The 25,826-nt window shown below is 65.0% G+C and carries 20 protein-coding genes; 11 read left to right on the top strand and 9 right to left on the bottom strand.

The window, feature by feature from the left end:
- Window positions 1-13: 13 nt before the first annotated feature.
- The 4 genes from pgi to ptsP all read right to left on the bottom strand — a co-directional run bounded on the left by pgi (window position 14) and on the right by ptsP (window position 7,431).
- Window positions 14-1,681, bottom strand: a complete 1,668-nt coding sequence (gene pgi, locus ACGK9R_RS10520; RefSeq protein WP_394580965.1) for a glucose-6-phosphate isomerase — start codon at window positions 1,679-1,681, stop codon at window positions 14-16.
- Window positions 1,682-1,856: 175 nt separating this feature from the next.
- A complete protein-coding gene (locus tag ACGK9R_RS10515; protein WP_394580963.1) occupies window positions 1,857-3,584 on the bottom strand; it encodes a PTS fructose-like transporter subunit IIB in 1,728 nt (575 codons plus the stop codon).
- Window positions 3,581-4,549, bottom strand: coding sequence for a 1-phosphofructokinase (pfkB, locus tag ACGK9R_RS10510; protein WP_394580961.1), 969 nt, complete (start codon window positions 4,547-4,549; stop codon window positions 3,581-3,583). Before pfkB ends, ACGK9R_RS10515 begins: the two co-directional genes overlap by 4 nt.
- The gene (gene ptsP, locus ACGK9R_RS10505; RefSeq protein WP_394580959.1) at window positions 4,549-7,431 is read right to left on the bottom strand and encodes a phosphoenolpyruvate--protein phosphotransferase; all 2,883 of its coding nucleotides are present in this window, start codon (window positions 7,429-7,431) and stop codon (window positions 4,549-4,551) included. The genes pfkB and ptsP overlap by 1 nt, the downstream gene beginning before the upstream one ends.
- 203 nt (window positions 7,432-7,634) lie before the next feature.
- On the opposite strand from ptsP, the gene cra reads away from it, so the two are divergent.
- Complete coding sequence (gene cra / locus ACGK9R_RS10500) at window positions 7,635-8,612, top strand: catabolite repressor/activator (RefSeq protein WP_394580957.1); 978 nt, start codon at window positions 7,635-7,637, stop codon at window positions 8,610-8,612.
- 108 nt (window positions 8,613-8,720) lie between these two features.
- On the opposite strand, the gene ACGK9R_RS10495 is transcribed toward cra, so the two are convergent.
- Window positions 8,721-9,206, bottom strand: a complete 486-nt coding sequence (locus tag ACGK9R_RS10495) for a methylglyoxal synthase (protein ID WP_394580955.1) — start codon at window positions 9,204-9,206, stop codon at window positions 8,721-8,723.
- A gap of 88 nt (window positions 9,207-9,294) precedes the next feature.
- Window positions 9,295-10,752 carry a pyruvate kinase gene (gene pyk, locus ACGK9R_RS10490; RefSeq protein WP_394580953.1) on the bottom strand — a complete coding sequence of 486 codons (1,458 nt, stop codon included), beginning with the start codon at window positions 10,750-10,752 and terminating at the stop codon, window positions 9,295-9,297.
- Window positions 10,753-11,037: 285 nt separating this feature from the next.
- Here pyk and gap point away from each other — a divergent pair, with 285 nt between their 5' ends.
- Window positions 11,038-12,042: a type I glyceraldehyde-3-phosphate dehydrogenase gene (gap, locus tag ACGK9R_RS10485; protein ID WP_394580951.1), complete on the top strand. Its 1,005-nt coding sequence runs from the start codon at window positions 11,038-11,040 to the stop codon at window positions 12,040-12,042.
- Between the two features lie 171 nt (window positions 12,043-12,213).
- Here gap and ACGK9R_RS10480 read toward each other — a convergent pair whose 3' ends face one another.
- Window positions 12,214-14,205: a bifunctional 2',3'-cyclic-nucleotide 2'-phosphodiesterase/3'-nucleotidase gene (locus tag ACGK9R_RS10480; RefSeq protein WP_394580948.1), complete on the bottom strand. Its 1,992-nt coding sequence runs from the start codon at window positions 14,203-14,205 to the stop codon at window positions 12,214-12,216.
- 280 nt (window positions 14,206-14,485) lie between these two features.
- Between ACGK9R_RS10480 and ACGK9R_RS10475 the strand changes: the two genes are divergently transcribed.
- The 8 genes from ACGK9R_RS10475 to ACGK9R_RS10440 all read left to right on the top strand — a co-directional run bounded on the left by ACGK9R_RS10475 (window position 14,486) and on the right by ACGK9R_RS10440 (window position 23,752).
- The gene (locus ACGK9R_RS10475; RefSeq protein WP_394580946.1) at window positions 14,486-15,007 is read left to right on the top strand and encodes a DUF3455 domain-containing protein; all 522 of its coding nucleotides are present in this window, start codon (window positions 14,486-14,488) and stop codon (window positions 15,005-15,007) included.
- 144 nt (window positions 15,008-15,151) lie between these two features.
- On the top strand, window positions 15,152-15,712 hold the full coding sequence (locus tag ACGK9R_RS10470) for a sigma-70 family RNA polymerase sigma factor (protein ID WP_394580944.1): 561 nt from the start codon (window positions 15,152-15,154) through the stop codon (window positions 15,710-15,712).
- Window positions 15,709-16,407 carry an anti-sigma factor domain-containing protein gene (locus ACGK9R_RS10465; protein WP_394580942.1) on the top strand — a complete coding sequence of 233 codons (699 nt, stop codon included), beginning with the start codon at window positions 15,709-15,711 and terminating at the stop codon, window positions 16,405-16,407. Before ACGK9R_RS10470 ends, ACGK9R_RS10465 begins: the two co-directional genes overlap by 4 nt.
- A gap of 32 nt (window positions 16,408-16,439) precedes the next feature.
- Window positions 16,440-16,652: a potassium-transporting ATPase subunit F gene (locus ACGK9R_RS10460; protein WP_394580940.1), complete on the top strand. Its 213-nt coding sequence runs from the start codon at window positions 16,440-16,442 to the stop codon at window positions 16,650-16,652.
- Window positions 16,653-16,661: 9 nt separating this feature from the next.
- The gene (gene kdpA, locus ACGK9R_RS10455) at window positions 16,662-18,368 is read left to right on the top strand and encodes a potassium-transporting ATPase subunit KdpA (protein WP_394580938.1); all 1,707 of its coding nucleotides are present in this window, start codon (window positions 16,662-16,664) and stop codon (window positions 18,366-18,368) included.
- A 12-nt stretch (window positions 18,369-18,380) separates the two neighbouring features.
- A complete protein-coding gene (gene kdpB / locus ACGK9R_RS10450; RefSeq protein ID WP_394580936.1) occupies window positions 18,381-20,384 on the top strand; it encodes a potassium-transporting ATPase subunit KdpB in 2,004 nt (667 codons plus the stop codon).
- A gap of 35 nt (window positions 20,385-20,419) precedes the next feature.
- Window positions 20,420-21,040: a potassium-transporting ATPase subunit KdpC gene (gene kdpC / locus ACGK9R_RS10445; RefSeq protein WP_394580933.1), complete on the top strand. Its 621-nt coding sequence runs from the start codon at window positions 20,420-20,422 to the stop codon at window positions 21,038-21,040.
- Window positions 21,041-21,043: 3 nt separating this feature from the next.
- Window positions 21,044-23,752 carry a DUF4118 domain-containing protein gene (locus tag ACGK9R_RS10440; protein ID WP_394580931.1) on the top strand — a complete coding sequence of 903 codons (2,709 nt, stop codon included), beginning with the start codon at window positions 21,044-21,046 and terminating at the stop codon, window positions 23,750-23,752.
- Here the strand turns inward: ACGK9R_RS10440 and ACGK9R_RS10435 are convergent.
- Both ACGK9R_RS10435 and ACGK9R_RS10430 read right to left on the bottom strand, forming a co-directional pair.
- Window positions 23,731-24,483 carry a siderophore-interacting protein gene (locus tag ACGK9R_RS10435; RefSeq protein ID WP_394580929.1) on the bottom strand — a complete coding sequence of 251 codons (753 nt, stop codon included), beginning with the start codon at window positions 24,481-24,483 and terminating at the stop codon, window positions 23,731-23,733. The two genes, ACGK9R_RS10440 and ACGK9R_RS10435, sit on opposite strands and share 22 nt — an antisense overlap.
- An 85-nt stretch (window positions 24,484-24,568) precedes the next feature.
- The gene (locus ACGK9R_RS10430; protein ID WP_394580927.1) at window positions 24,569-24,994 is read right to left on the bottom strand and encodes a MarR family winged helix-turn-helix transcriptional regulator; all 426 of its coding nucleotides are present in this window, start codon (window positions 24,992-24,994) and stop codon (window positions 24,569-24,571) included.
- A gap of 100 nt (window positions 24,995-25,094) precedes the next feature.
- Here ACGK9R_RS10430 and ACGK9R_RS10425 point away from each other — a divergent pair, with 100 nt between their 5' ends.
- Complete coding sequence (locus ACGK9R_RS10425) at window positions 25,095-25,802, top strand: response regulator (RefSeq protein WP_394580925.1); 708 nt, start codon at window positions 25,095-25,097, stop codon at window positions 25,800-25,802.
- Window positions 25,803-25,826: the final 24 nt, after the last annotated feature.

Here is a 25,826-nt window from a genome sequence, read left to right as displayed (position 1 = left end):
CGACCCGGTGATGTCAGCTCAGCTTATCCTCCTTTTTTGCCGGTTTCTTGGCACTTTCAGCTTGGCCATTCTCCATAGCACCGCTCGCCGGAAAATGCCCCCGCACCAACTCCAAAAGCCCCTGCGTAGACACATCAAAATCCGCCGCATTGGTATCAATACGCTCGCTGATTTCCCCGGCAATACGCTTGCCAAGCTGCACCCCCCACTGGTCGAACGAGTTGATGTTCCAGATCACGCCCTGGACGAACACCTTGTGTTCGTAAAGCGCGATCAGCGCGCCGAGATTTTTCGGCGTCAGCTCGTCGAGCAGCAGGGTGCTGGAGGGGCGGTTGCCGGGGCAGCTGTAGGGGTCCTGGCTGAGCTCCTTGTTATCGTCCTGGCTGCCTTCCATGAAGGCGTTGGCCTGGGCGAGCATGTTGGTCAGCAGCGCGAAGTGGTGCTCCTCCATGCCCGGTTCGGGTTTGAGCGAGGCGATGAAGTCGATCGGCACGTAGCGGGTGCCCTGGTGCAGCAGCTGGAAGAAGGCGTGCTGGCCGTTGGAGCCGGTCTGGCCCCAGACGATCGGCCCGGTCTTGTAGTTGACCGAGCGGCCGAAGATGTCCACCGACTTGCCGTTGGACTCCATGTCGAGCTGCTGCAAAAACGACGGCAGCTGATTGAGCGCTTGATCATAAGGCACGATTGCCTGGGTCTCGGCGCCGATGAAGTTGATGTACCAGATGCCGATCAGCGCCATCAGCACCGGCATGTTCTCGGCAAACGGCGCTTCGATGAAGTGGCGATCCATCTCGTGGGCGCCTTCGAGCAGCTCGATGAAGCCCTCGAAGCCTATGGAGAGCGCGATCGGCAGCCCAATCGACGACCACATCGAGTAGCGCCCGCCCACCCAGGCCCAGAACTCGAACACGTTCTCTTCGCGAATACCGAATTCCATCGCCGCCTTGCGGTTGGTGGAGGCGGCGATGAAGTGCGCGCCCACGTCGGCCTCTTCGCCGGCGTTCTCCAGAAACCAGCGCCGCGCGGTCTTGGCGTTCAAGAGCGTCTCCTGCGTGGAGAAGGTCTTGGTCGAGACGATGAACAGGGTCGTGGCCGGGTCCAGGCGCGAGAGCACCTTCTGGATATGGGTGCCGTCGACGTTGGAAACGAAGTGAAAGTGAAGCCCCGGCTGGCGGTACTTCAGAAGCGCCCGTACCGCCATGTTGGGGCCGAGATCCGAGCCGCCGATGCCGATGTTGACTACGTCCTTGATCGGCTGGCCGCTGTAGCCTTTCCACTCGCCGCTTCTCACCGCCTCGGAAAATGCCTTGATCTGCTCGCGGGTGCGGGTGATCTCCGGCATCACATCTTCGCCGTCCACGTACACCGGCTCGTCGCCGGGGTTTCTCAGCGCGGTATGCAGCACCGGGCGGTTTTCGGTCACGTTGATGATGTCGCCGGAGAACATCTGCGCCCGGCGCTGCACCAGCGCCGAGTGGTCGGCCAGCTCCAGCAGTTTCGCCAGCACCTCGTCCGAGACGTGATGCTTGGAGTAATCCAGAAACAGCCCGCCCACGCGCAGGCTCATCTTCTCGAAGCGTTGGGCGTCGCTTTGGAAGTAGTCGCGGATGCGATCATTCTGAGTCTTGTCGCGTAGGCGCTCGAGGGCCTGCCAGGTGACGCTGCGAGTGAGCTGGAACATGCTGAAAGTCCTTATCGATGAGGCGGTTGAAGCGACGCGCCTGGAACTTGTTGATTATGTAAAAATACTACATCAAGCGCTGCGGGGAACAAACGCCGGGCATGAAAAAAGCGCCTTCGACGCACTGTTGCGTGGCCGAAGGCGCTTTCGTTGGAAGCCGCGAACGGCCGAGCGTTTAGCTGGCCACGGCCACCTGAGCGGCGCCGCGCTTCAAGAAGGCGTAGCTCACACCGGTGATCAGTGAGCCGACCACGATGGCGCCCAGGTAGAGCAGCGCCGGTGAAATGGCGCCGGGAATCAGCAGCACGAAGATACCGCCGTGGGGCGCCATCAGCTTGGCGCCGACCAGCATCGAGAGCGCGCCGGTCACCGCACCGCCCACGATGCAGCAGGGGATCACCCGCAGCGGGTCCTTGGCGGCAAACGGAATCGCGCCTTCGCTGATAAAGCAGAGCCCGAGCACGAAAGAGGCCTTGCCCGCCTCGCGCTCGGCGGCGGCGTACTTGTAGCGCGCCAGAAAACTGGCAATGCCCATGCCGATCGGCGGCACCATGCCCGCCGCCATTACCGCGGCCATTGGCCCGTAGGTGTTGGAGGCGATCAGTCCCACGCCGAAGGTGTAAGCCGCCTTGTTGATCGGCCCGCCGAGATCCACACACATCATGGTACCAAGCAGAAGCCCGAGAATCACTGCGTTGGTCGAGTCCAGCGAGGCCAGATAGCCTTCGAGCGCGCCCAGCAGCGCCGCCACCGGCTCGCCGATGACGTAGACCATGATCAAGCCGGTCACCAGGCTCGCCACGAAGGGAATGATCAGAATGGGCTTGAGCGACTCCACGCTCGAAGGAAGCTTCACGCCGCGGGTGAGAGCCAGCGCCACGTAGCCCGCGAGAAAACCGGCGAGAATGCCGCCGATGAAGCCGGAGCCAATGTCGGCGGCGAGCATGCCGCCAATCAGCCCCGGCGCGATGCCCGGCCGGTCGGCGATGGAGTAGGCGATATAGCCCGCCAGCACCGGCACGATCAGCCCCATGGCGCTGCCGCCGATCTGCATCAAGGCGGCGGCAAGCGTGCCCGGCTCCTCGAACGCCTCGATGCCGAAGACGAACGACAGCGCAATGATCAGCCCGCCCGCCACGACCATCGGCAGCATGAACGAGACCCCGGTGAGCAGGTGCTTGTAAACGCCTTTCTCCTTGAGGCTCTTGGTCTGATTCGCGGCGGGGGCCGCGCCGCTCTCTTCGACACTCGCTTCGGCCAGGGCGGCTTCAAGAGTTGCCTGGGGCTTTTTCAGCGCCGTGCCGGTCGAGGTGCGGTAGATCCGCTTGCCGGCAAAGCGCGTAGGGTCGACCTCGATGTCGCAGGCCAGAACTACTACGTCCGCCTGAGCGATCTCGTGATCGGTGAGCTGGTCCTGAGCGCCCACGGAGCCCTGGGTCTCGACGCGAATGGCGTGGCCCATAGTGCGGCCCGCTTCGCTGAGCGCTTCGGCGGCCATGAAGGTGTGGGCTACGCCGGTGGGGCAGGCGGTGACCGCCACGATGCGTTTTTCGGCGGCCTCGACCGGTGCGGCGCTTGCGGGCGCAACCGGGGTATAAAGCGGCGCCTCGCGCTTGGCGGTTTCCAGAAAGGCGTCCGGCGCCGGCAGGGCGTCGGCGATCTCGCCCTGGTAAAGGCGTTTACCCTCGAAGCGGGCGGGGTCCGGCACAAGGTCGCCGGCGACCACGATCAGGTCGGCGCGCTCGATCTGCTCCGCGTTTGCGGCCTCGGCCGGGGCCAGCTCGCCGTGCATTTCGACGTGCGCCTGCCAGCCAAGCCGCGTGGCCGCCTGCTCCAGTCGCCTGGCGGCAAGAAAGGTGGTCGCCACGCCGCTGGGGCAGTTGGTGATCAGAATAACGTTCATTGAAAGGCTCCCTCGGGACTACCGGCGTGCAGGCGCTCGACGTGAGTCTCTTGTTCCAGGGTTGAAAAGTCGCGGGCATTGGGGTCGCCAACGCCTGGGTGGCGCACCGACTCCGCCGACAGCGCCGTGGCAAAGCGAAGGGTCTGCTCCGGCGGCCACTGGCTGAGCAAACCGTGCAGCATGGCGGCCACGAACGTATCGCCGGCGCCTACGGTGTTGACCGGGCGAACGCGCGGCGGCGTCGCGCGCCAGGCGCCCTGGGCGTTGACCCAGGTCACGCCGTGTTCGCCGGCGGATAGAAGCGCGTGGTCGATACCCGCCTGGTGCAGGCGCTGGGTCGCCGCAAGGCGCCGCTCGGCGGTGTCGAGCGGCTCACCCGCCCAGTCGGCTAGCTCCAGCTCGTTGGGCTTGACCGCGGTTGGGGCGATGTCGATGGCACGCCTGAGCGCTTCATTGCTGGTATCGACCCATAGCGGCACGCCGGTGGCCTTGAGCCGGTGTAACAGATCCTCGAACGCCTCCAGCTCGAGACCCGGCGGTAGGCTCCCGGCCAGCACCAGCGCGTCGAGCGGTGCGGCCTTTTGCGCGTTTTCCACCGTGGCGATCAGCGCGGCGATGGCCCTAATATCGACCGCGATGCCGGGGCCGTTGATGTCGGTGACCCGGCCGTTTTTTTCGGCAAGCTTGGCGTTGATACGGGTCTCGCCGGGCACCCGCACGAAGGCGTCACTCACGCCAAGCTGCGCAAAGGCGCGCTCGAAGGGGCCGTCGTTGTCGGCGCCGAGAAAACCACCGACGATCACCTCGTGGCCGAGCCCGGCCAGCACCCGGGCCACGTTGACACCCTTGCCGGCAGCGTCGAGCTGGGCGTGATGCGGGCGGTTGACCGCGCCAAGCGCAAGCTCGTCGAGGGCGAAGGCGAGATCCAGCGCCGGGTTGAGCGTCAGCGTCATGATCCGCGCCATCAGTTGGCCTCCAGCGCGTCGCGTACATCACCCGCCGTCGCCTTTGAAAGCGCAAGTGCCGCGCAGCGTTTGGCATCATCGAGGTCGAACTCGCGCAGCCGCGCTTTCACCAGCGGCACCTGGCGGGCGCTGACCGACAGCTCGTCGACGCCCAGCCCCACTAGCACCGGCACGGCGGCAGCGTTGGAGGCGAGCTCGCCGCACACCCCGACCCACTTGCCCTGGGCGTGGGCGGCCTCCACTGTCATCTGGATCAGGCGCAGCACCGCCGGGTGCAGGCCGTCGGCCTGGGCGGAGAGCGCCGGGTGGCCGCGGTCGATGGCGAGCGTGTACTGAGTCAAATCGTTGGTGCCGATCGAGAAGAAGTCGACCTCGGCGGCCAGGCTCGGCGCGAGCAGCGCGCTCGAGGGAATCTCGATCATCACGCCCAGCTGCACGTCGCTGGCGCGCTCGGAAACGGGAAGCTCGGCGAGCAAGCGATCGAAGATCGCCTTCACTGCGCGAAACTCCGCCACGTCCTTGACCATCGGCAGCATGATGCGAAGCGGCCGGGCGTTACCCTGGGCGTCCGGGGCGCCGGCCATCAATAGCGCTTTGAGCTGGGTCTCGAGCACGTGCGGCTCGGTCAGCGCCAGGCGAATGCCGCGCAGGCCCAGAAACGGGTTGTCCTCCTGGGGCACCGGCCAGTAGGGCAGCGGCTTGTCGCCGCCGACATCCAGCGTGCGCGCCACCAGCGGCCGGCCGGCCAGCGCCTCGAGCGCCTGGCGGTACTCGCCGGTTTGGGTCGCAAGATCCGGGGCGCTCGCGTGCGCCATGAACAGAAACTCGGTGCGCAAAAGGCCCACGCCTTCGGCGCCGCGCTCGACCGCGTCCGCTGCGTGCAGGGTATTGCCCAGGTTCGCCGCCACTTCGACCGGGTGACCGTCGCGGGTGGTGGCGGGCTCGAAGCGCCGCTCCCAGGCGTCCGCTTCGCGAGTTTGAAGATCAAGAAGCTGCTGCTCGGCGCGGCTTAGCCGTTCCTCGGAAGGCCAGGGCGTCACACGCCCCCGGTCGCCGTCGAGAATCATCATGCTGGCGTTGGTCAGGCCCATCACCGCGCGCCCGGCGCCCACTACGGCGGGAATGCCAAGTGCCCGCGCCAGAATCGCGCTGTGAGCGGTGGCGCCGCCGCGCTCGGTCAGAAGGCCTTTCACTTTCGAGGTGTCCAGCCGCGCCACGTCAGAGGGGCCGATGTCCTCGGTCACCAGAATGTAGGGGTGCGCCGGCGGCTCGGGCAGCTCGGTATTGCACAGCACGCTCAGCACCCGGCGGCCCACGTCGCGCAGATCCGCCGCCCGCTCGGCGAGTAGCCGGTCGGCGAGCATCTCCTGGGCGTGGGCGGCGGTGTCGATCGCCTCCCACCAGGCGGCCTCGGCGGAGCGGCCCTCGTTGATCGCATCTTTAGCGGCGTGGTGAAGCTCCGGGTCGTCGAGCATTTCAGCGTGCATCGAAAGAATGTCGGCCACGTCGCCGCCGGCGGCGTGACGCACGAGCTCACCCAATTGCCACTTGCCCTGCTCGATGGCGCGCTCGAGCCGCTCGCGTTCCGCCGTCGGGCTTTCTCCCTGTTCGGGGTAGTCGAAGCGCGGCGCGCGCAGCACGAAGACCGGGGCGATGGCGAGCCCCGGCGAGGCGGCCACGCCCTGGTGTGGAGTGTCCGCCTCGAGGGCCGGCGGCGCAGCCGGCGCGGCGGCCTCTACGGCGGGCTCAGCGCTGGTATCAAACGGCGTGACCTTCTCACCCAGCCCGCCCTCGATCGCGCGAGCCAGATTCTCGAGCGCCTGCTCGGCGCCTTCGCCCTGGGCGGAAAGCGTCAGCCACTGGCCGCGCCGGGCGCCCAAGCCGATCACTTTGGTCAGGCTCGCCGCGGATACGCTCGCCGGGCTGCCCTCTTCGAGACGCACGTTGATCGCCACGCTTTGGGCGCGGGCCGTCTGCACCAGCTGCTTGGCCGGGCGAGCGTGCAGGCCGTGGGGGTTCAACACGCGCACCCGCCGCGTGGGCGTGGCGGCGTTTTCGCCCGCCAGCAGCGCCAGCATCGCGGGGGCGTCCGCCTCGCCAAGGGTGACGCTCTCCACCTGGTCGATCAGAGTGTCGATGCGCTCCAGAAGCGGCAGGTGGGTGGCGGCGTTACCCGCCAGACAAAAAAGCGCATGCACCGGTTTGCCCGCCTCTTCGAGGGGCTCGGCGGGGGTGGCCACCGCCAGCGCCGGGCTCAGCTCGGGGGCGGCGTGGCTTGCAAGCCAATAGCCGCCGCCGAGCCAAACCGGCGGTTTTTCCGCCACCGCGGCAATGAAATGGGTGTCGACCAGTGCGTTCTGATGCAGCCGGGCGGCGCCGGCCAAGGCGAGTTCCTGAAGGCTTCGTGCAGGGAACTTCAGGCACAGCGTGTCGCGGTCCAGGCGTGGCGTCGGCGCCTGTTTAGTCAAAAGCGCCAGGATCTCCTCGCGGCTGGTCGCCCCGGCCAGCGCCTCGGCCACGCCGTCGCGGTCGAGCACGTGGGTCAGCGCGCGCAGAATATCCAGGTGCTCGTCGTTTTGCGCGGCAATGCTCACCAGCACGTTCACGCGGTGGCCGTCGTGCCACTCGACGCCCTCCGGAAACTGGAGCACGCGCACGCCGGTGCGTAGCACGTGCTCGCGGCTTTCCGGCGTGCCGTGCGGGATGGCAATGGCGTTACCCAGATAGGTGGACGACTGGGCTTCGCGCGCGCGCAGCCCGTCGCGATAGCCAGGTGAGGCCAGTCCCGCCTCGATCAGCGCGTCGGCGGCGGCGTCCAGCGCGGCGTGCCAGTCGCTGGCGCGACAGCCCGGCAGAATGTCGTGAGGGCCAAGTGTGAGCATGTAGTTCTCCTGTCAATCGCGCCGATCCGAGCATGGGCGAGGGTAGAGGGCCTCGCCGATTCTGCCGAGGGAGGTGCTATTCTGTATGAAGCCATGCTGAAACGATTCACCCAGCGGCACAAGGGGTGTGTTTTTAGACTTTGGTGGGGGCCGAGTCAAGGCGCTGATACACTCGGCGGCTCAACGCGAGGAGTTGACACCACATGACACTTGCCGACATCGCCCGGCTCGCCGGCGTTTCGCGAACCACCGCCAGCTACGTGATCAACGGCCAGGCCGAGCAGCGCCGTATCAGCCAGGCCACCATCGAGCGGGTCATGGCGGTAGTGCGCGAGCACCGCTACCACATCGACCCTCAGGCGGCGGCGCTGAGGCGCGGTGCGAGTCGGCTGATCGGGCTGATCGTGCCGGACCTGGAGAACTCAAGCTACGCGCGCCTGGCCAAGCGGCTGGAGCGCGGCGCACGGGAGAAGGGCTATCAGCTGCTGGTAGTGAGCTCCGACGACTGCGCCGAAAGTGAGCGCAGCCTGGCGCTGTCGCTACGCGCCCAGCGCTGCGACGTGCTGATCACCGCCAGCTGCCTCGAGCAGAGCGACCCGCTTTACGTCGAGCTGGCCGAGTCCGGCCTGCGCATCGTCGGAGTCGACCGGGGGCTTTGTGCCTCGCGCTTTGCAAGCGTGGTGAGCGACGACTTCGAGGCGGCCCGCGCGCTTACTCGCTCGATACTCGATGACGCCACGCGCCGGGTGGCCTGGATCGAGGCGATGCCGGGGCTTTCGATCAGCCGCGAGCGGCGCGCCGGGTTCGAGGAGGCGCTTGGCGAGCACGTTCAGCCACGCGTGCTGAGCGCAGGCCGCTACGAGCGCAGCGAGGGCAGGGCGATGATGGAAAGCCTCTACCGGGAGGACGCCGCGATCGATGCGGTGGTGACCGCTTCCTATACGCTGATGGAGGGCGTGTTCGACTGCTTTCAGGCCCGCGGCGGCCTGCCGCGCGGGCTGCGCCTGGCCACCTTCGGCGATCATCGGCTGCTCGATTTTCTTCCCCAGCCGGTGAACACCGTGGCCCAGGACGTCGAGCAGATAGCGCAGCGCACGCTCGCCTGCGCGCTGGAGGCCATCGGTGGCGGCGGCGTCACGGGTCTGCAGGTGGTGCCTAGAGTGCTGCGTACCCGCCACTGAGTGCCCGTTAGGAACCTTCGAACAATGGTGTCGCGAGCTGAAGCTCCCTCCCACAACCCGTCATCAAGCCTGACTGAACGGTTTTAATGCGGCGCGCTGTCCATGGGCTCAGGGCGTATTCGTCGTGCGTCCCTGGGCCCAGGCCTCGGCGTCGGGGATCATCATCGCGTACTCTTCATTGATGTAGCGCGAAGAGAGCATGAAATCGGCGCTGGCGGCGTTGCAGGCGACCGGCACGTTCCAGAGCGCGGCCAGGCGCAGAAGCGCTTTTACGTCCGGGTCGTGGGGCTGCGGGGCGAAGGGGTCCCAGAAAAAGATCAGTACGTCCAGGCGCTGCTCGGCCAGCCGCGCGCCGATCTGCTGGTCGCCGCCGAGCGGGCCGCTCATCAAGGGCTCGACCTCCAGGCCGAGCGCCTTTTTGAGCCGCCCGGCGGTGGTGCCGGTGCCCATCAGCGTGTGCTCGCAAAGGGTTTGCTGCCAGCGCGTCGCCCATTCGAGCAGCTCGCTTTTCTTGCCGTCGTGGGCGATCAGCGCAATGCGCTTTCTAGCGGCAAGCCGGCGCGAGGCCTGGCGGGGTGGGCGCGCATCGAGCATGGGGCACTCCTTTTGACTCGGTTATTGTGTTTTTTTGCTTGCGCCGCGAGCGGGCGTGGCTTGGCCTTGTTAACCAATGCATCATTAACTAAAGCTTCAGCACCTTCATCGTATTGGTGCCGCCGTGGGCGTTCATGTGATCGCCGCGGGTAAGAATGACATGCTCGCCAGCGCGCGCCAATCCGTGGCTTTCGAGCAGCGCCAGCGCCTCGCGGTTGACCTGGTCGGCCGCCATGTGGGTGGTGTCGAAGGGAATCGATACCACACCGCGGTAGAGCGCCATGCGCCGCTGGGCGATGGGGCTGTGGGCAAGCCCCACGATGGGTAGCGCCGAGCGGATGCGCGAGGCGATCAGGGGCGTATAGCCGGTCGAGGTCATGCAGGCGATGGCGCGCACGCCGGCCAGATGGTTGGCGGCGTACATCGCCGAGAGCGCGATGGTCTCGTCGATACGCTCGAAGCCTTCATGAATGCGGTGGCCGGAGGACTGGGCGATACGCTCGCGCTCGGCGCCGAGACACACCCGCGCCATCGCCTCGACGGTTTCAACCGGGAACTCGCCGGCGGCGGTTTCGGCGGAGAGCATCACCGCGTCGGTGGCGTCGAGCACGGCGTTGGCGACGTCGAACACCTCGGCCCGGGTGGGCAGCGGGGACTCGATCATCGACTCCATCATTTGGGTGGCGGTGATCACCGCCCGATTGAGCGTGCGGGCGTGCTTGATGATGCGCTTTTGCGTGCCGATCAGCGCCTCATCGCCAATCTCCACACCGAGATCACCGCGGGCGACCATGACCGCCTCACTCGCTTCGATGATCGCGTCGAGCGTCGCATCGTCGGCTACCGCCTCGGCGCGCTCGAGCTTGGCGACCAGGCCGATCTCGCGGCCTTCTTCGCCGAGCAGCGTGCGGGCTTCCTGCATGTCGGCGGCGCTGCGGGGAAACGATACCGCTAAATAGTCGACGCCGATCGCCACAGCGGTCTTGAGATCTTCCTTGTCCTTCTCGGTGAGTGCCGGGGCGGAAAGCCCGCCGCCCTGTTTGTTGATGCCCTTGTTGTTGGAAAGCTTGCCGCCTACGTGCACCCGGGTATGCACCTGCTGCCCTTTGATGGCGGTCACGTCGAGCACCACGCGGCCGTCGTCGAGCAGCAGCCGGTCGCCGGGGGCGACGTCGTCGATCAGCGCCTTGTAGTCGCAGCCCACGCGCTCGACGCTTCCACTCTGGCTATCCAGCGCCATGTCGAGAACGAAGGTATCGCCTACCTTTAACGTTACCGGGCCATCGGCAAAGCGGGCGATGCGAATCTTCGGGCCCTGCAGGTCGCCCAGCGCCGCCACGCTCTTGTTGAGCCGCGCCGCGATGTCACGCACGTCTTCCAGGCGTCGCTGGTGATCCTCTTTCGAGCCGTGGGAGAAGTTGAGCCGCACCACGTCGACCCCGGCCTTGATCATCGCCTCGAGCACGCCGGGGCGGTCGCTGGCGGGGCCGAGTGTGGCCACGATCTTGGTTCGGCGCAGGGGAGGGGCACTGGCGTGTTGGCTCATCGAGGCGTCTCCTTTCAAGGCGCCAAAGCGGCGCATCGTTCAAACGGGGGTGCGGTTCTGGTCCGCGATTAAGAGTTGGACCAGGGTACTCTTTTTATAGTAATTTTACTACATATTCGGATTGAGCCTACCTTGAGGCGCTGAATTAAGGTTTCTCAGGGTGGAAAATGGTCATATTGACATGATTGTGTAATTTTTTTACTAATCGGCGTTTCGCCACTTGAAGAGCGGTGTTCGATATCGCCCGGTTTCACGCACGTTTTAATCAGCCAAACGAGGTGCCCCATGAGCATTAAAATCGCCATCAACGGTTTTGGTCGTATCGGCCGCAACGTGCTGCGCGCACTGTATGAAAATGGCTACCGTGACCGCTTCGAAGTCGTAGCGATCAACGATTTGGGCGAGGCGTCGCTCAACGCCCACCTGCTGCGCCACGATACCGTTCACGGCCACTTCCCGTTTTCCGTCGAACACGATGAAAAGAGCATCACCGTGGACGGCGATCGCATCGCGATCTCCTCTGAGCGCGACCCGGCCAATCTCCCCTGGAAAGCGCTGGGAGTGGAGCTGGTGATGGAGTGCACCGGGCTTTTCTCCAAGCGCGACGCGGCCGCCAAGCACATCGAGGCTGGCGCACGCCGCGTACTGATCTCGGCGCCAAGCCCGGATGCCGACGCCACCATCGTTTACGGGGTCAACGACGAAACGCTCACCGCCGATCACACCGTGGTCTCCAACGCTTCCTGCACCACCAACTGCCTGGCGCCGGTAGCAAAGGCGCTCAACGACGCCGTCGGTATCGAAAACGGGCTGATGACCACCGTTCACGCCTACACCAACGACCAGAATCTGTCGGACGTTTACCACTCGGACCCGTACCGCGCGCGCAGCGCCACCCACTCGATGATTCCGACCAAAACCGGCGCGGCGGCGGCGGTGGGCCTGGTGCTGCCGGAGCTCGATGGCAAGCTCGATGGCCTGGCAGTGCGGGTGCCGGTGATCAACGTCTCTCTGGTCGATCTGACGTTTACCGCCTCGCGGGATACCTCAAAGGAAGAGATCAACGAGATCGTCGAGAAGGCCGCAGCAAGCTCTAAAGTGCTCGCGGTCAACGCTCAGCCGCTAGTATCGATCGACTTCAACCACGATGCCCACTCCTCGACCTTCGACGCCAACCACACCCGGGTCAACGGCCGGCTGGTGAAGATCATGGCCTGGTACGACAACGAGTGGGGCTTCTCCAACCGGATGCTCGATACCGCACTTGCCATGCATAAAGCAGCGCAGTAAGGATGCTCGATACCGCACTTGCCATGCATAAAGCAGCGCAGTAAGCGTGCCGCCCGAGACGCGGTCTCGGGCCTTATTGAACCGCGGTATCAAAAGTGCACGGCGGTAGCAAAAGAGGCGTGGCGCTTTGAGTGCCGCGCCTCTTTTTTGTAGGCCCGGTGTCCGAAGGGGTTACAGCGCGAGGCGGTAGCGGGCAAAGCCGTTGTCGCCGTCACCGGCGGCTTCGATGCGAATGCTCGCGTCAAGATCCACCAGATGCTCGACCGCCTTTGGTCCGGTTTCGAACACTGCCGTGGTGCCCGGCATCGGCTTGAAGGACCAGTTGAAGTCGGCCGCCGGGTCGACGGTTCCCTGTTCGACGATGTAGCGCACGATGATGTCGCGGTTGGTGTCCGGGCCGACGAAGATGACCACGTCGGCGTCGATGCCCGGGAAGTTGCCGCCGCCGCCGGCCCGGTAGTTGTTGGTGGCCACCACGAAGGTCTGTGTGGGGTCGATCGGGGCGCCCTCGAACGCCAGGTCGACGATCCGGTGTGCGTCGGGGTGGGCGAGCTCGCCCTCGGCGGTGTAGCGCGACGGCTGGGAAAGATCGATGCGATAGCTCACGCCGTCGATTACGTCGAAGTTGTAGGAGGGAAAGTCGTTATTGAGCAGCGGCGCGTCCATGGCGCCTTCCGGCACCTGCTGGAACATGCCGGCGGACATCTCGAGCCACTCGCGCACCTGGGCGCCGCTGATCGCCACGGCGCGAATGGTGTTGGGGTAAAGATACAGATCCGCTACGTGCTTGATGGCCAGATCCCCGGCCGGCACGTCGGTGTAGTAGGTAGGGCCACCCCGGCCGCCGGTCTTGAACGGCGCGGCGGCAGACAGCACCGGCAGATCCGCGTACTCGCCGCTCTTGAGCATCTGCTGGATGTACCAGATCTGGGCGTTGGCGACCAGCTGGACCGAGGGGTCGTCCGCCACCAGCGCGAAGTAGGAGTGAAGCGGCGCCGCGCTGCGCCCGACCGGCGTGCGAATGTACTCAAGCGTCGCCTGGTGATCCTCCTCGACCGACGCCGCCACGGCGGCCGTAGAGGCCGCGTCGGCCACGACCTCGCGGCTTTCGTTGCGGTGGTAGATCGGCCGCGCTTCGGTGGTGAAATCGACGATGCGCCAGCCGCCGCCGTCGCGCTCGAGCAGCAGGTCGATCAGGCCCATGTGCGATCCCCAGAACCCTGCCATGACCGCGGGCTTGCCCATCAGCGTGCCGCGCTGCGGGTCGACCCCTTCGATTCCCTGAAAGTCCGTCGGCCCGGGAAAGACCAGGTGCTGGTGGCCGGTAAAGATGGCGTCGATCCCCTCGACGCCGGCAAGATAGAGCGAAGCGTTCTCCATCCGCTCGGTCCGGGTAGCGCCATCGATGCCCGAGTGGGAGAGCGCCACGATGATGTCGGCGCCTTCTTCTTTCATCACCGGCACCCAGGCATTGGCCGCCTCGACGATGTCACGGGTGTTGGCTTGCCCGGCCAGATGTTTTTCGTCCCACACCATGACCTGGGGCGGCACGAAGCCGATGAAGCCTACCTTGACGGTATCCGGGTTGCCGGCGCCGTCGATGATCGTCTTCTCCTTGATCATATAGGGGCGCAGGAAAAGGTCGTCGTTGCGCGGGTCGCTCGCCAGCGCCCCTTTGGTCAGATTGGCGCAAACGTAGGGGAAGTTGGCGCCGCCCAGCACCTTGAACATGAAATCCAGACCGTAGTTGAACTCGTGATTACCCAGGGTGCCGATGTCGTAATTCAGCACGTTCATGGCGTTGATGACCGGATGGCGGTCGCCTTCGCGCATGCCGCGCTCGTAGGCGATGTAGTCGCCCATCGGGTTGCCCTGCAAAAAGTCACCGTTGTCGATCAGCATCGCGTTGGTGGACTCCGCGCGCACCGCGTCGATGAGCGAGGCGGTGCGGGCAAGCCCGAGGGTGTCGTTGGGCTGGTCGGCGTAGTAGTCGTAGGGCAGAACGCTTACGTGGATGTCGGTGGTTTCCATCAGCCGCAGGTGCGCCTGGCGGGGGGAGGCGTGGGCGGCGAAAGGGTGCAGCATGATCAACGAGGTCGATGCGGCCAAACCGCCCAGAAACCTGCGGCGTGTCAGGGTCAGTTCAGGGGAGGATAAAGGCATTCAAGGGCTCCTGAGATCGAAGGGCAGGGTGGGTAACGCATCAAGAGTACCGGGGCTTGATGACGTTGACTTGACGGCGCGCTCGTTATTCGGTCAAGGCGCTGTTTTGACTATAAAAGTGAAGCTTCGCCGGTGACCAGAAAGCCAAAAAAAAGAGGCTTCCTTGAAGAATCTTAAAAAAATTCGAAAAAAGGTGCATCCAATCGATGGGCTCGGGTGTATCCCCATTACAGCCGCCGAGGAAGAAGCGGTTGATCACAACCCGTTTAAGGAGACTGAAATGAGTATTCAACATCTAACGCGTGCGACCCTGGCAACAGCTTTGATGGCAACCTTCAGTCATGCGGCGCTGGCGCAATCGTCAGACGACGTTCAAGTCCCGGATGGCCATGCCGTCGCGCTCGAAACCGTGGGCGTGGGCACCATCAAGTACATGTGTGAAACCAACGATTCCGGCGAAGTCGCTTGGGTCTTCAAGGGCCCGAGCGCTGCACTCAACGATAGCGACGGCAACCAGGTCGGCAGCTACTATGGCCCGCCCGCTACCTGGGAAGCGATGGACGGCTCCAAGGTGACCGGTACCCAGCTTGCTACCGCCGATAACGGTGAAGGCAACATCCCGCTTCAGCTGGTCGAAGCCAACCCGGCGGAAGGTGAAGGCGCCATGACCGGCGTGAGCTACATTCAACGCATGAACACCGAAGGCGGCGTGGCCCCGAGCATGGGCTGTGATGCCGACCACGAAGGCGCTATTGCCATCGTCACTTACCAGGCGGACTACAACTTCTACATGGCCGAGTAATCCGCTCGCAGTAGAAATCAAGGCAGCGTGGTGGGGGAGAGGCTCTCCCCGCCACAGTTGAATGAAGGGCTCGTTAAGCGGGCCCTTCCTCGTTATGCTACCTCTGCGCCATCACGAGCCGGCGCGCCACGAGGGAGCATGCGGGTGTCCAATCACAGCACCGAATTCGACTACGACGATACGCTGGCACGCTGTGCCCGGGGCGAGCACGATGCCCTGCACGCGCTTTACCGCCAGGAAGGCTCACGGATGCTCGGCGTGGTGCAACGTATCGTCAAGGACCGGGGTATGGCCGAGGATATCGTCCACGACGCCTTTCTCAATATCTGGCAGCGCGCCGCGACCTTCGATAACGAACGTGGGGCGGCCCGCACTTGGATTTTCAGCATCGCGCGGCACCTGGCGTTGAACGCGATCCGCCGCCGCGAGCGGATGCCGGATTCAGCGTTTGAGCCGGACGAGCTCGAGCAGCAAGACACCACGCGCCCGGAAGGCCAAACCTTCGAGGCGTTCGATTGGCAAACCGGCCAGCGGATGGATGACTGCCTGAAAGAGCTCGAGGCCGAGCGGCGAACCTGCGTGCTCCAGGCCTATGTCAACGGCCTGAGTCACGCCGAGATCGCCGCCCACACCGGCGCGCCGCTGGGCACGGTGAAAGCCTGGATCAAGCGAAGCCTGGTGCGTTTACGGGAGTGTTTGGCATGACCGACACCCATGAACACGATGACAAGCACGCCCTGGCCGGCGAGTACGTGCTGGGCACGCTGCCCTTTTCAGAGCGCCAGGCCTTCGAGGCGCGCCTGGCGCGCGACCCGGAGCTCGCTCGCGCGGTCAGCGCCTGGGAAGAGCGTTTCTTTCCCTACAACGCGCTGACCGAGCCGCTTCCCCCCAGCGATTTTTTGTGGCCGCGCATCGAGCGCAGCCTGGGGCAATCGCGCCCCCATGCGCCTCGCACGAGTGTCTGGCAGCGCCTCGGCGTCTGGCGCGCCGCTGCAGGGCTGGGGCTCGCCGCGAGCGTCATTATGGCCGCACTGCTTTTGATGCGCCCGGCGGGCCCGGCCACTCCCGAGTACATGGTGGTGCTGCTCGCCCCGCAAAGCCAGTCCGCCGGCTGGGTGGTGCAGGCCGCCAACCGCCGCCAGATCGAGCTGATTCCGCTCGGCAGGTTCCAAGTGCCCGAGGGCAAGGCGCTGGAGTTCTGGACCAAGGCGGACGACTGGCAGCGGCCGGTATCGCTGGGGCTCGTGGAACCCGGCGAGCCGATCCGCTTGAACCTCGACGAGCTGCCGCCGCTCGAGAACAACCAGCTTTTCGAACTCACACTCGAGAACGACACCGGCTCGCCCACCGGGCTTCCCACCGGGCCAATCGAGTACATCGGCCGGGCGGTGGAGATCTAACGCCTTGCTCGTCACTTGATTCGACGATACGCATGCGACGGCCCCTCGGGGCCGTTTTTTTACGCTTTCTTGACGCCAGGTGGCGAAATCGCCATCGAATTTTTACGCCCTGCCTCCCTACGCTTTCTCTGTCCCTACGGACGTCTATCAAGAGGAAGCACGCAATGAATCTGCTGTTACTACTTATCGCCCTGGGCACCGGCGCGTATCTATTCTACGCCCTCGTTCACCCGGAACGGTTCTAGGAGATCGCCATGAACGACATGATCGCGATCTACGCCGTGGTGGCGCTTCTGGCCGTGCCGCTGGGCGCCTATATCGCCAACGCGGTGGGGGAGCGGCGGGGGCGACTGGATAAGCTGTTCGGGGTTATCGAAACGCCGATTTACCGCTTGAGCGGGCTCCGCCCTGACCACGCCATGAGCTGGCAGGCCTACGCGATGGCGATTGTGAAGCTCCACGGTGCCCTGATCGTTTTTGCCTGGCTTTTGTTCATGGGCCAGGGCCTGTTGCCGCTCAACCCGGATGCCATTCCCGGCATGGCCTGGGATACCGCGCTGCACACGGCGGTCTCGTTCGCGACCAATACCAACCAACAGCACTACTCGGGACAGTCGCAGCTTTCGCACCTGAGCCAGACGCTGGCCATCGTGACACTTCAGTTCGTCACCCCTGCCACAGGGGCGGCGGTGCTCATAGCCATTGCACGAACGCTGCTGAAAAAGCGTGCCGATGGCGCGCCGGGGGTGGGCAACTACTACCACGACATGACCCGGCTGGTGGTGCGCGTACTGCTGCCGCTGGCGGCGGTCGTGGCGCTGATGTTGACCTGGCAGGGCGTGCCCGCGAGCTATCAGGCGGCGCACCAGATCGAGCCGCTCGATCCGCAGGTCGAGGGCGTACAGAGCGTGCCCCTGGGCCCGGTCGCTTCCATGGTCGCGATCAAGCAGCTGGGCACCAACGGCGGGGGCTGGTTCGGGCCCAACTCGAGCGTGCCGCTGGAGAACCCGACGCCGCTTGCCAACGTGATCGAAACGGCTTCCATCATGCTGATCCCCGTGGCGCTACTGGTCGCAGTCGCGCTGATCGCCAACCGGCGCCGCCTTATGGTGGGTATCGGTGCGGTCATGCTGGCCTTTTCGCTGGTGTCCACATCGGTCGTGGTGATGTCCGAACGGATGCCCAACGCGGCCCTTACCGGGCTCTATCAAACCGATGCGGGGCTTCAGGGCAACCTGGAGGGCAAGGAGCTGCGTTTTGGCACCGATCTTTCGGCGCTGTGGGGCAGCTGGACGACCCAAACCTCCAACGGGTCGGTCAACGCCATGCACGATAGCTTCAACCCCCTGGGCGGCATGATGCTGCTGATGGACATGTTCGTGAACGTGACCTTCGGCGGTATCGGCGTGGGGCTGATCGGTTTTCTGCTCTACCTGATGCTGGCGGCGTTCATCGGCTCGCTCATGGTGGGGCGCGCGCCGGAGCTCTTCGGTAAGCCGTTGGAAACCCGTGAGATGCGCTGGATTTCGCTGGCCATCCTCGCCCAACCGCTGGTGATTCTGGGGCTGACGGCGCTCACCGTGGTGCTGCCTGGTCTTTCGCAGACCTCTAACGCGGGCTTCCACGGCCTTTCCCAGGTGCTTTATGAGTTCACCTCGGCATTCGCCAATAACGGCTCGGGCTTCGAAGGCCTGGGGGATGATACGCCCTGGTGGAACCTGGCCTGTGTTGTGGCGCTTCTGATTGGCCGCTTTGTGCCCATGCTGGTACCGCTGGCCGTTGCCGGTTGGCTTGTCACCAAGCGCAGCGCGCCAAGTGGCCGAGGCACATTGGCGATGGATAGCGCCGCCTTCATGGGATTGACTGCAGGCGTCATCGTGATCGTCAACCTGTTGGGATTCTTGCCCGCGCTGGTGCTCGGGCCGATCGGCGAAGCCGTTACCAGCGGCACAGGTTTTTAGGAGAAAAACGAGATGTCGAAAATAGAATTCAACCTCCTGGGCCAGGCCGTGAAAGGGTTGGCGCCGACCCAGCTGGCGCGCAATCCGGTGATGATGGTCGTAGCCATCGGCACGCTGGTCTGCTTTCTGATGACGCCTATCGGCTTTTCCGAGGGAGAAGGGGGCGGCTTTGCGCTGACGATCGCGCTGTTACTCCTGGCAACGCTGCTTTTTGCCACCGGTGCCGAGGCGCTGGCAGAGTCGCGTGGCAAGGCCCAGGCGGGCGCGCTGCGGCAGACCAAAAGTGCCCTCACGGCACGCCGTTTGAGGGCCGATGGCCAGCTCGAAAACGTCGCGGCCACTGAGCTCAGGCGGGGCGACCGGGTGCAGGTCGAGGCCGGGGAGCTGATTCCCGCCGACGGCGATATCGTCAAGGGAGCGGCCTCGATCAACGAGTCGGCGGTAACCGGCGAGTCGGCTCCCGTGCTGCGCGAAGCGGGCACCGATAACAGCGGCGTGAGCGCAGGCACCAAAGTGCTCAGCGATACGCTGGTGATCGAGGTCAGCGCCAACCCCGGCGAGTCGCTTCTGGATCGCATGATTGCGCTGGTGGAGGGGGCGAGCCGCCAGAAAACGCCATCGGAGCTGGCGCTGTCGGTCCTGCTTGCCATGCTTACGCTGGTGTTCCTGCTGGTCGTGGTCACGCTGGTGCCAATGGCGAGTTTCGTTGGCGTCGAGACCTCCACGGTCATGCTGGTGGCGCTCTTGATCTGCTTGATTCCCACCACCATCGGCGGGCTTCTGCCTGCCATCGGTATCGCCGGTATGTCGCGGGCGATGCGCGCCAACCTGGTGGCCAAGTCGGGCAAGGCGGTGGAGATTGCTGGCAGCATCGATACCCTGCTGCTCGACAAGACCGGCACCATCACCCTTGGCGATCGTCGGGCCACCGAATTTACTGCCTGCCAGCGCGTACGCTTCGAGTCTCTGCGCGATGTCGCCTTTCTTTCCTCGCTCGAAGACCCCACGCCGGAGGGGCGTTCGATCGTCGCACTTGCCAGCGCCAGGGGCGTCGACGTGCAGCTTAGCGAAGAGGCCGATGGTGCGACCTTTATCGCCTTCAGTGCCGAAACGCGGCTGTCAGGCGTCGACTTGACTAGCGGTAAGCAGCTGCGCAAAGGCGCGCCCAACGCCATGGCGGCCTGGGTCGCGGCCCAGGGCGGCGTGGTGCCGGGGGATTTCGATGCGCTGGTCGCGCGTATCTCCCGCGATGGTGCAACGCCGATTGCGGTGGCCGAAGGCCAGACGCTGCTGGGCGTGATTGCGCTTTCCGACGTGATCAAGGAGGGCATTGCCGAGAAGTTTGCCGAGCTGCGGGCTTTGGGTATCAAGACGGTGATGATCACCGGCGACAACCCGATCACCGCCTCGGCCATTGCCGCCACGGCCGGGGTGGACGACTACATCGCCGAGGCAACGCCGGAGCGCAAGCTGGCGCTGATTCGCGAGGAGCAGGCCAGCGGGCGGCTGGTGGCGATGGTGGGCGATGGCACCAACGATGCCCCGGCGCTCGCTCAGGCGGATCTGGGCTTGGCCATGAACTCGGGCACCCAGGCGGCGCGGGAAGCGGCCAACATGGTCGATCTCGATTCCGACCCCGGCAAGCTGATCAGCGCCGTCGAGATCGGCAAGCAGCTGCTGGTCACTCGCGGTGCCTTGACCACCTTTTCGCTTGCCAACGACGTGGCCAAATACTTCGTCATTCTACCGGCGCTGTTCGCCGCGAGCGTACCGGCGCTTGGCATGCTCGATGTGATGAACCTGCACTCGCCGACCAGCGCCGTACTCGCGGCGGTCGTCTTCAACGCACTGATCATCCCCGCCTTGATCCCCTTTGCTCTGCGCGGGGTATCGGTCAAGGCGGCGTCGGCAACCGAGCTTCTGCGTCGCAACTTGTTGATCTACGGGGTAGGCGGGCTCTTGCTGCCATTTCCCATGATCAAGCTTTTCGACACCTTGATTGCGCCGTTTGTGTGACGCCGCGACGCCGTTCCATTTTGAGGAGAAACGAGATGCAAACAGCCCACTCATCCAACGAGTCAATGGCGAAGTATGCCCCCTGGGCTCAGGCGCTGCGCTTCATGCTGGTCATGGCCGTACTGCTGGGTCTTGCCTACCCGCTCGCCATCACCTGGCTTGGCGGGGCGCTGTTTCCCGACCAGGCCAAAGGTAGCCTTATCCATGCCGAGGATGGGCGCGTCATTGGTTCGCGCCTGGTGGCGCAAACCTTCTTCGGCCAGACGTATTTCATTGGCAGGCCAACAGCGGCGGGTAACGACGCGGCCGGGGCCGCAGGCTCTAACTTGGCGCCGGATAGCCCTGCGCTTTTCGAGCGTGCAAGCGCTGATACTGCTGCCGTGGCCGCCCGAGAGGGGGTGAGTCTCGATCGCGTGCCGCTGGATCTGATTACCGCCTCGGGGTCGGGCATCGATCCGCACATCTCGCCCGCAGCGGCGGATATCCAGGTGGCCAGGGTGGCGCGTGCGCGCGGAATCGAGGAAGCTAGCGTCATGGCGCTGGTGGATGAATCCCTCGAGCATACCGGCTGGCTCGGCTCGCCGGTGGTCAACGTGCTGGTGCTGAATGCCCGCCTCGACGAGCGCTTCCCGCCTCCTTCAACCGCGATGGAGTGACCCATGTATTCGTCGGATCGACGCCCGGATCCCGATACCCTGCTACATGCCGCGCGCCGAGAGGCGCGCGGCTGTTTGCGCGTATTTTTGGGGGCCGCCCCTGGCGTTGGCAAGACCTTCACCATGCTGCGCATGGCCAAGGAGCGCGCCGAGGAGGGCGAGGACGTGGTCATCGGGGTGGTCGAGTCCCACGGTCGCCGCGATACCGAGGCGCTTTGCGACGGGCTCGAGCGGCTGGCGTTGGCGCCACTGGCCTATCGCGACCAAGCTTTTCACGAGTTCGATATCGACGCCGCACTAGCGCGACGGCCGGACATTCTGCTGGTCGACGAGCTGGCGCACCGCAACATTCCCGGTAGCCGCCACCCCAGGCGCTACCAGGATATCGAGGAGCTGCTCGACGCGGGCATCGATGTCTGGACCACGGTCAACGTCCAGCACCTGGAAAGCCTCAACGATGACGTTGCCCGCATCACCGGCGTGCGCATGCGCGAGACCGTGCCGGATACGCTGATCGAGCGCGCCCGCGACGTATCGCTGGTCGATTTGACGCCGCAAGAGCTGCTCGAGCGTTTGCGCCGGGGCAAGGTCTACGTGCCGGAGCAGGCCCGCGCTGCCATGGAGGGCTATTTCAACGTTTCCAACCTCCATGCGCTGCGCGAGCTGGCGATCCAGACCATGGCCGAGCGGGTGGATGCCGACTTGCGCCTGGCGATGGATGCCGGCGGCCAGGCGGGGCCCTGGCCGGTGCGCCCGCGCCTTTTGGTGGTGCTCGAGGCCGGTGACGAGGATATCGCCCTGGTGCGCGCCGCGCATCGGCTGGCGGAGAAGCGGCTGGCCAGTTGGCAGGTGGTGTTCGTCGACCAGGGTCAGCTTTCTTCCGCGCGCCATTTGGCTGTGGAGGAGGCGTTCAGCCTGGCCCAGCGGCTGGGCGGGCAAACGCTGCGGCTAAAGGGGGGCGGCGGTTTGAGCGACGTACTAGATCACGCCCGGGCGATGAACGCGACCACCCTGGTGGTAGGGCGGCCCGAGCCGCGTCGGTTCTGGCACTGGCCAGGGCCGCTCGCGCAGCGCCTACTCGATCACGCCGAGGCGTTCGACGTAGTGGCCATCGCCCGTACCCGCCGTTCGCGACGGCGCCTCCGTCGCCCACGGCCCTCCGGCGTGACGCTGCCTCGAGTGGCGCTGACGCTTTTGACCACCCTGGCGGCGCTGGGAGTGGCACTACTGCTCGAACCCTGGCTTGAGCTTGCCAATCTGTCGCTTCTGTTTCTTTCGGCGGTGCTGTTCAGCGCTGCCTGGATGGGCACTTCGATGGCCATGCTCAGCGCGGTGGTCGGGTTTTTGCTCTTCAATTTCTTCTTTACCGATCCGCGCATGACCTTTGCCATAAGCCAGCGCGGCCAACTGGTAACGGTGATCTTCTTTCTGCTGGTGGCGACGGTAGTGGGGCAGCTGGCCGGACGCGCTCGCCAGCGCCTGGTGCAGCTGCGCGCCAGCCGCGACCAGACCCAGCTACTGCTTCGCTACGCTCAGAAGCTTTCGACGGCAGCGGACGCCTTCGAGGTGGCGCGCATCGGCGTGGACACCCTGGTCGGCTGCTTCAAGGTGCCGGTGGCCTTCATCGACCGGGCCGAAACGGCGACCGAGACCAGTGTGAGTCACGCCTGGCCGGCCTTCGAGCGGCTGGATACCGCCGCTCGCCAGGCGGCGGTATGGAGCTGGCAGCACGGCAAGGCCAGCGGCTTTGGCACGCAGACGCTGAGCCAGCAGGCCTGGCGCCTGGTGCCCTTGATCGAACATCGCGAGCGGGTCGGTATGCTGGCCATGAAGCTATCAGAACGCGCAACTCCGCTCACCCTGGACGATGAGGCGCTGATCGATACCCTGGTGCGCCAGCTAGGCATGGCGCTTGCGCGCACGCGGCTGGTGGCGGAGTTGAGTGCTACGCGCGTTTCCGAGGAGAACGAGCGGCTGCGCTCGGCGCTACTCGCCTCGGTGTCCCACGATTTGCGCACGCCGCTTTCATCGATCATTGGTGCGGCGAGCTCGCTCCTCGAACTAAAAGCGCAACTCGACGAGACCGACCAGCGCGAGCTGCTGGACGGTATTCTCACCGAGAGCGAACGGCTCAACCGCTACATTCAGAACCTGCTGGACATGACGCGCCTGGGGCACGGTACGCTCAAGCTCGAGCGCGACTGGGCCGCCTTCGATGACATAACCAACGCCGCCTTGAAGCGCCTGGCGCAGTCGCTCAAGCACGTAGTGGTGCACAAGAACTGGCCACCGGCGCTGCCGCTTTTATACGTGCACCCGGCGCTGATCGAGCAGGCGTTGGTCAATATTCTCGACAACGCCCAGCGCTTCTCACCCCAGGGCGGCGCGCTGACCATTGATGCCCGGGTCGAGGATGCCCGAAGCGATGAGGCCGGGACACAGCGGCTACAGATCACCGTGGCTGACGAGGGGCCGGGCATCGACCCGGCGCTGCGCGAGCGGGTGTTCGATATGTTCTATAGCGGCGGCGACGGAGATCGCAGCGCCCACGGCAGCGGCCTGGGGCTCGCCATCTGCCGGGGGATGATCGGCGCCCACGGCGGGTTCATCGAAGCGCTACCCGGCGAGCAGGGGCGCGGTACGCGGATTCGCGTCACGCTACCGCTGCCCCGCACCGACGACGCGCTCGATCACGATGGCTGGGCCTCGTAAGCAGCGGTGTCGTCGCTCTTGGCGCGTTTGTGCTGGTCTTCGCTGCTGCCGTGTTTCCAGTAGCTGGAGATATACAGATCGCCGCGCTCGACCTGGCGCTCTTTCTTGAAGTGCTGGCGTAGCGCGCGCATGTCGCTGAACTCGCAGGCGGCCCAGATGCTTGGGCGCCCCGGCAGCCAGGTTAGCGCACGTACCCGGTCGAGCAGCACGCTCGCTTGCCCGGGATGGGGGTTGACCAGCCAGTGCAGCTCCACGCCCGCGGGGCGGTCGAGAGGTTGAATGTCGCGCTCGTCGAGCACCTCGATGACGGCGTACCCCTTGGCGTCGTCGGGCAACTGTTCCAGATTGACGCTGACCGCGGGCAGGGCGGTCATATCGCCGACGATCAGAAACCAGTCGGCGCTGTTGTCGACGAGCTTTTTCGGCCCCGGCCCGCCGATCAGAATGGGATCGCCCGGGCGCGCGTTTTTAGCCCACTGAGCGGCGGGGCCGGCGGGTTCGTGCAGCACGAAGTCGACGTCGAATTCGTCCTCGCGCTGCTGGCGCACGGTGTAGGTTCGCATCAAGGGGCGCTCTTCGCCGGGATGCTCGAAAATGAGTTTGATATAGGCGCTCTGCTGGTCGGCGGGGAAACGATCGACGCTGGCGCCGCCGAGCGTGATGCGCAGCATGTGCGGGGTAATCGGCGTGGAGGCGACGACGTTCAAGGTACGGGGAGCGGGGCGAGCCATGGGGGTCTCCTGGGCGGTGAGGAGTGAAGAGTGAAGGGTGAAGGGTCAGGCGGAACGCAAAGGGAATTACTAGCGCTTGAATGCGTCACGCGTCGAGGCGTTCGGCCATGTGACGGGCCAGGCGGATGAAGTCTTCGACCTCGCGCGCGCTCAGGCCCTCGGTCATTCGCGCGGCGGCGGCTTCTTCCAGGCGCTGTACCTGCGTAAGCATCGCTTCACCGCGGGCGGTCAATGTGAGCCACTGGCTTCGCCGGTCGCTTGGGTGGTCGCGCTTTTCGATCAAGCCGGCGTCGAGCAGATCCTTGAGCATACGGGTAATCTGGGCGCGGTCGCGGCGCAGGCTCGTGGCCAACCCCTGGGCGGTGCACGGGGCGGCGTCGGCAATGCCCTTGAGCGCCCGCACGTGAACGGCGGGCACGCCGATATCGGCGGCTTCGATGGTGCGGCGCATGTGCGCCCGGTAGGCGTGGGTCAGCTGCTGCAGCGGGTCGGCCAGATAGCGGCGGTACATGATTAACCCTTTTGTTGACTTGATCAACATAACAGCGGGTTAATGATAAGGTCAATCATTTGTATCTATTGAGGTGAGCCATGCAACAACAGGAGAGGCGATGAAAGGGGCCCAAGGCGAATGCATTCTCATCGTCGACGACGAGCAGCAGATTCGCCGGTTTCTGCGTATCAGCCTGGCCTCCCAAGGGTATGACGTGATCGAGGCGGGCAGCGGCGAGCAGGCGTTGGCGGCGGTCTATACCCGTCCGGTGGATCTCGTTTTGCTGGATCTGGGGCTTCCCGACATGGACGGCCAGCAGGTGCTGTCGGCGATCCGCCAGCAAAGTGCGGTGCCGGTCATCGTGGTATCGGTGCGCGAGCGCGAAGAGGACAAGGTGACGGCGCTCGATCACGGTGCCAACGACTACGTCACCAAACCCTTCGGTATTCAGGAGCTTCTGGCCCGGGTGCGTGCGGTATTGCGCCAGGCCCAGCAGGGCCGGGGCGAACGCCTGGCCTGTCATTATCGGCGCGATGAGCTCGAGATCGACCTGGCGCTTCGCCGCGTTACCCTGCGCGGCGAACTCGTGCATCTGACCCGCAAGGAGTTCGCGGTGATCGAGCGGCTGTGCCGCTACGCCGGGCGTATCGTCACCCAGAGCCAACTGCTCAAGGAAGTGTGGGGCCCGACCCACGTCGACGACACCCACTACCTGCGCATCGTGGTCAGCCGGCTACGCCAGAAACTCGGCGATGACCCCCAGGCGCCGTTTCTGCTTCAGACCGAGGCGGGGCTTGGCTATCGTTTGCAGGTGGAGGCGCGTTAGCGTTTCAGGGCTGCATTTCAGGCT

The organism is Halomonas sp. HNIBRBA4712, from assembly GCF_043558675.1.
In the GTDB taxonomy this organism is placed as follows: Bacteria; Pseudomonadota; Gammaproteobacteria; order Pseudomonadales; family Halomonadaceae; genus Vreelandella.
Note: the sequence above shows the minus strand (reverse complement) of the source record. Positions and strands in the feature narration are given on the sequence as shown.

Coding starts and splice junctions, on each gene's coding strand:
- pfkB (WP_394580961.1), bottom strand. CDS start 4,549: ATGGCGCGGATCATGACGCTGACGCTCAACCCGGCGCTGGATCTCGCC.
- ACGK9R_RS10440 (WP_394580931.1), top strand. CDS start 21,044: ATGTATTCGTCGGATCGACGCCCGGATCCCGATACCCTGCTACATGCC.
- ACGK9R_RS10435 (WP_394580929.1), bottom strand. CDS start 24,483: ATGGCTCGCCCCGCTCCCCGTACCTTGAACGTCGTCGCCTCCACGCCG.
- ptsP (WP_394580959.1), bottom strand. CDS start 7,431: ATGCTCACACTTGGCCCTCACGACATTCTGCCGGGCTGTCGCGCCAGC.
- gap (WP_394580951.1), top strand. CDS start 11,038: ATGAGCATTAAAATCGCCATCAACGGTTTTGGTCGTATCGGCCGCAAC.
- ACGK9R_RS10515 (WP_394580963.1), bottom strand. CDS start 3,584: ATGAACGTTATTCTGATCACCAACTGCCCCAGCGGCGTGGCGACCACC.
- ACGK9R_RS10460 (WP_394580940.1), top strand. CDS start 16,440: ATGCGACGGCCCCTCGGGGCCGTTTTTTTACGCTTTCTTGACGCCAGG.
- ACGK9R_RS10425 (WP_394580925.1), top strand. CDS start 25,095: ATGAAAGGGGCCCAAGGCGAATGCATTCTCATCGTCGACGACGAGCAG.
- kdpA (WP_394580938.1), top strand. CDS start 16,662: ATGAACGACATGATCGCGATCTACGCCGTGGTGGCGCTTCTGGCCGTG.
- ACGK9R_RS10475 (WP_394580946.1), top strand. CDS start 14,486: ATGAGTATTCAACATCTAACGCGTGCGACCCTGGCAACAGCTTTGATG.
- ACGK9R_RS10465 (WP_394580942.1), top strand. CDS start 15,709: ATGACCGACACCCATGAACACGATGACAAGCACGCCCTGGCCGGCGAG.
- kdpC (WP_394580933.1), top strand. CDS start 20,420: ATGCAAACAGCCCACTCATCCAACGAGTCAATGGCGAAGTATGCCCCC.
- pyk (WP_394580953.1), bottom strand. CDS start 10,752: ATGAGCCAACACGCCAGTGCCCCTCCCCTGCGCCGAACCAAGATCGTG.
- ACGK9R_RS10480 (WP_394580948.1), bottom strand. CDS start 14,205: ATGCCTTTATCCTCCCCTGAACTGACCCTGACACGCCGCAGGTTTCTG.
- kdpB (WP_394580936.1), top strand. CDS start 18,381: ATGTCGAAAATAGAATTCAACCTCCTGGGCCAGGCCGTGAAAGGGTTG.
- ACGK9R_RS10430 (WP_394580927.1), bottom strand. CDS start 24,994: ATGTACCGCCGCTATCTGGCCGACCCGCTGCAGCAGCTGACCCACGCC.
- pgi (WP_394580965.1), bottom strand. CDS start 1,681: ATGTTCCAGCTCACTCGCAGCGTCACCTGGCAGGCCCTCGAGCGCCTA.
- ACGK9R_RS10495 (WP_394580955.1), bottom strand. CDS start 9,206: ATGCTCGATGCGCGCCCACCCCGCCAGGCCTCGCGCCGGCTTGCCGCT.
- cra (WP_394580957.1), top strand. CDS start 7,635: ATGACACTTGCCGACATCGCCCGGCTCGCCGGCGTTTCGCGAACCACC.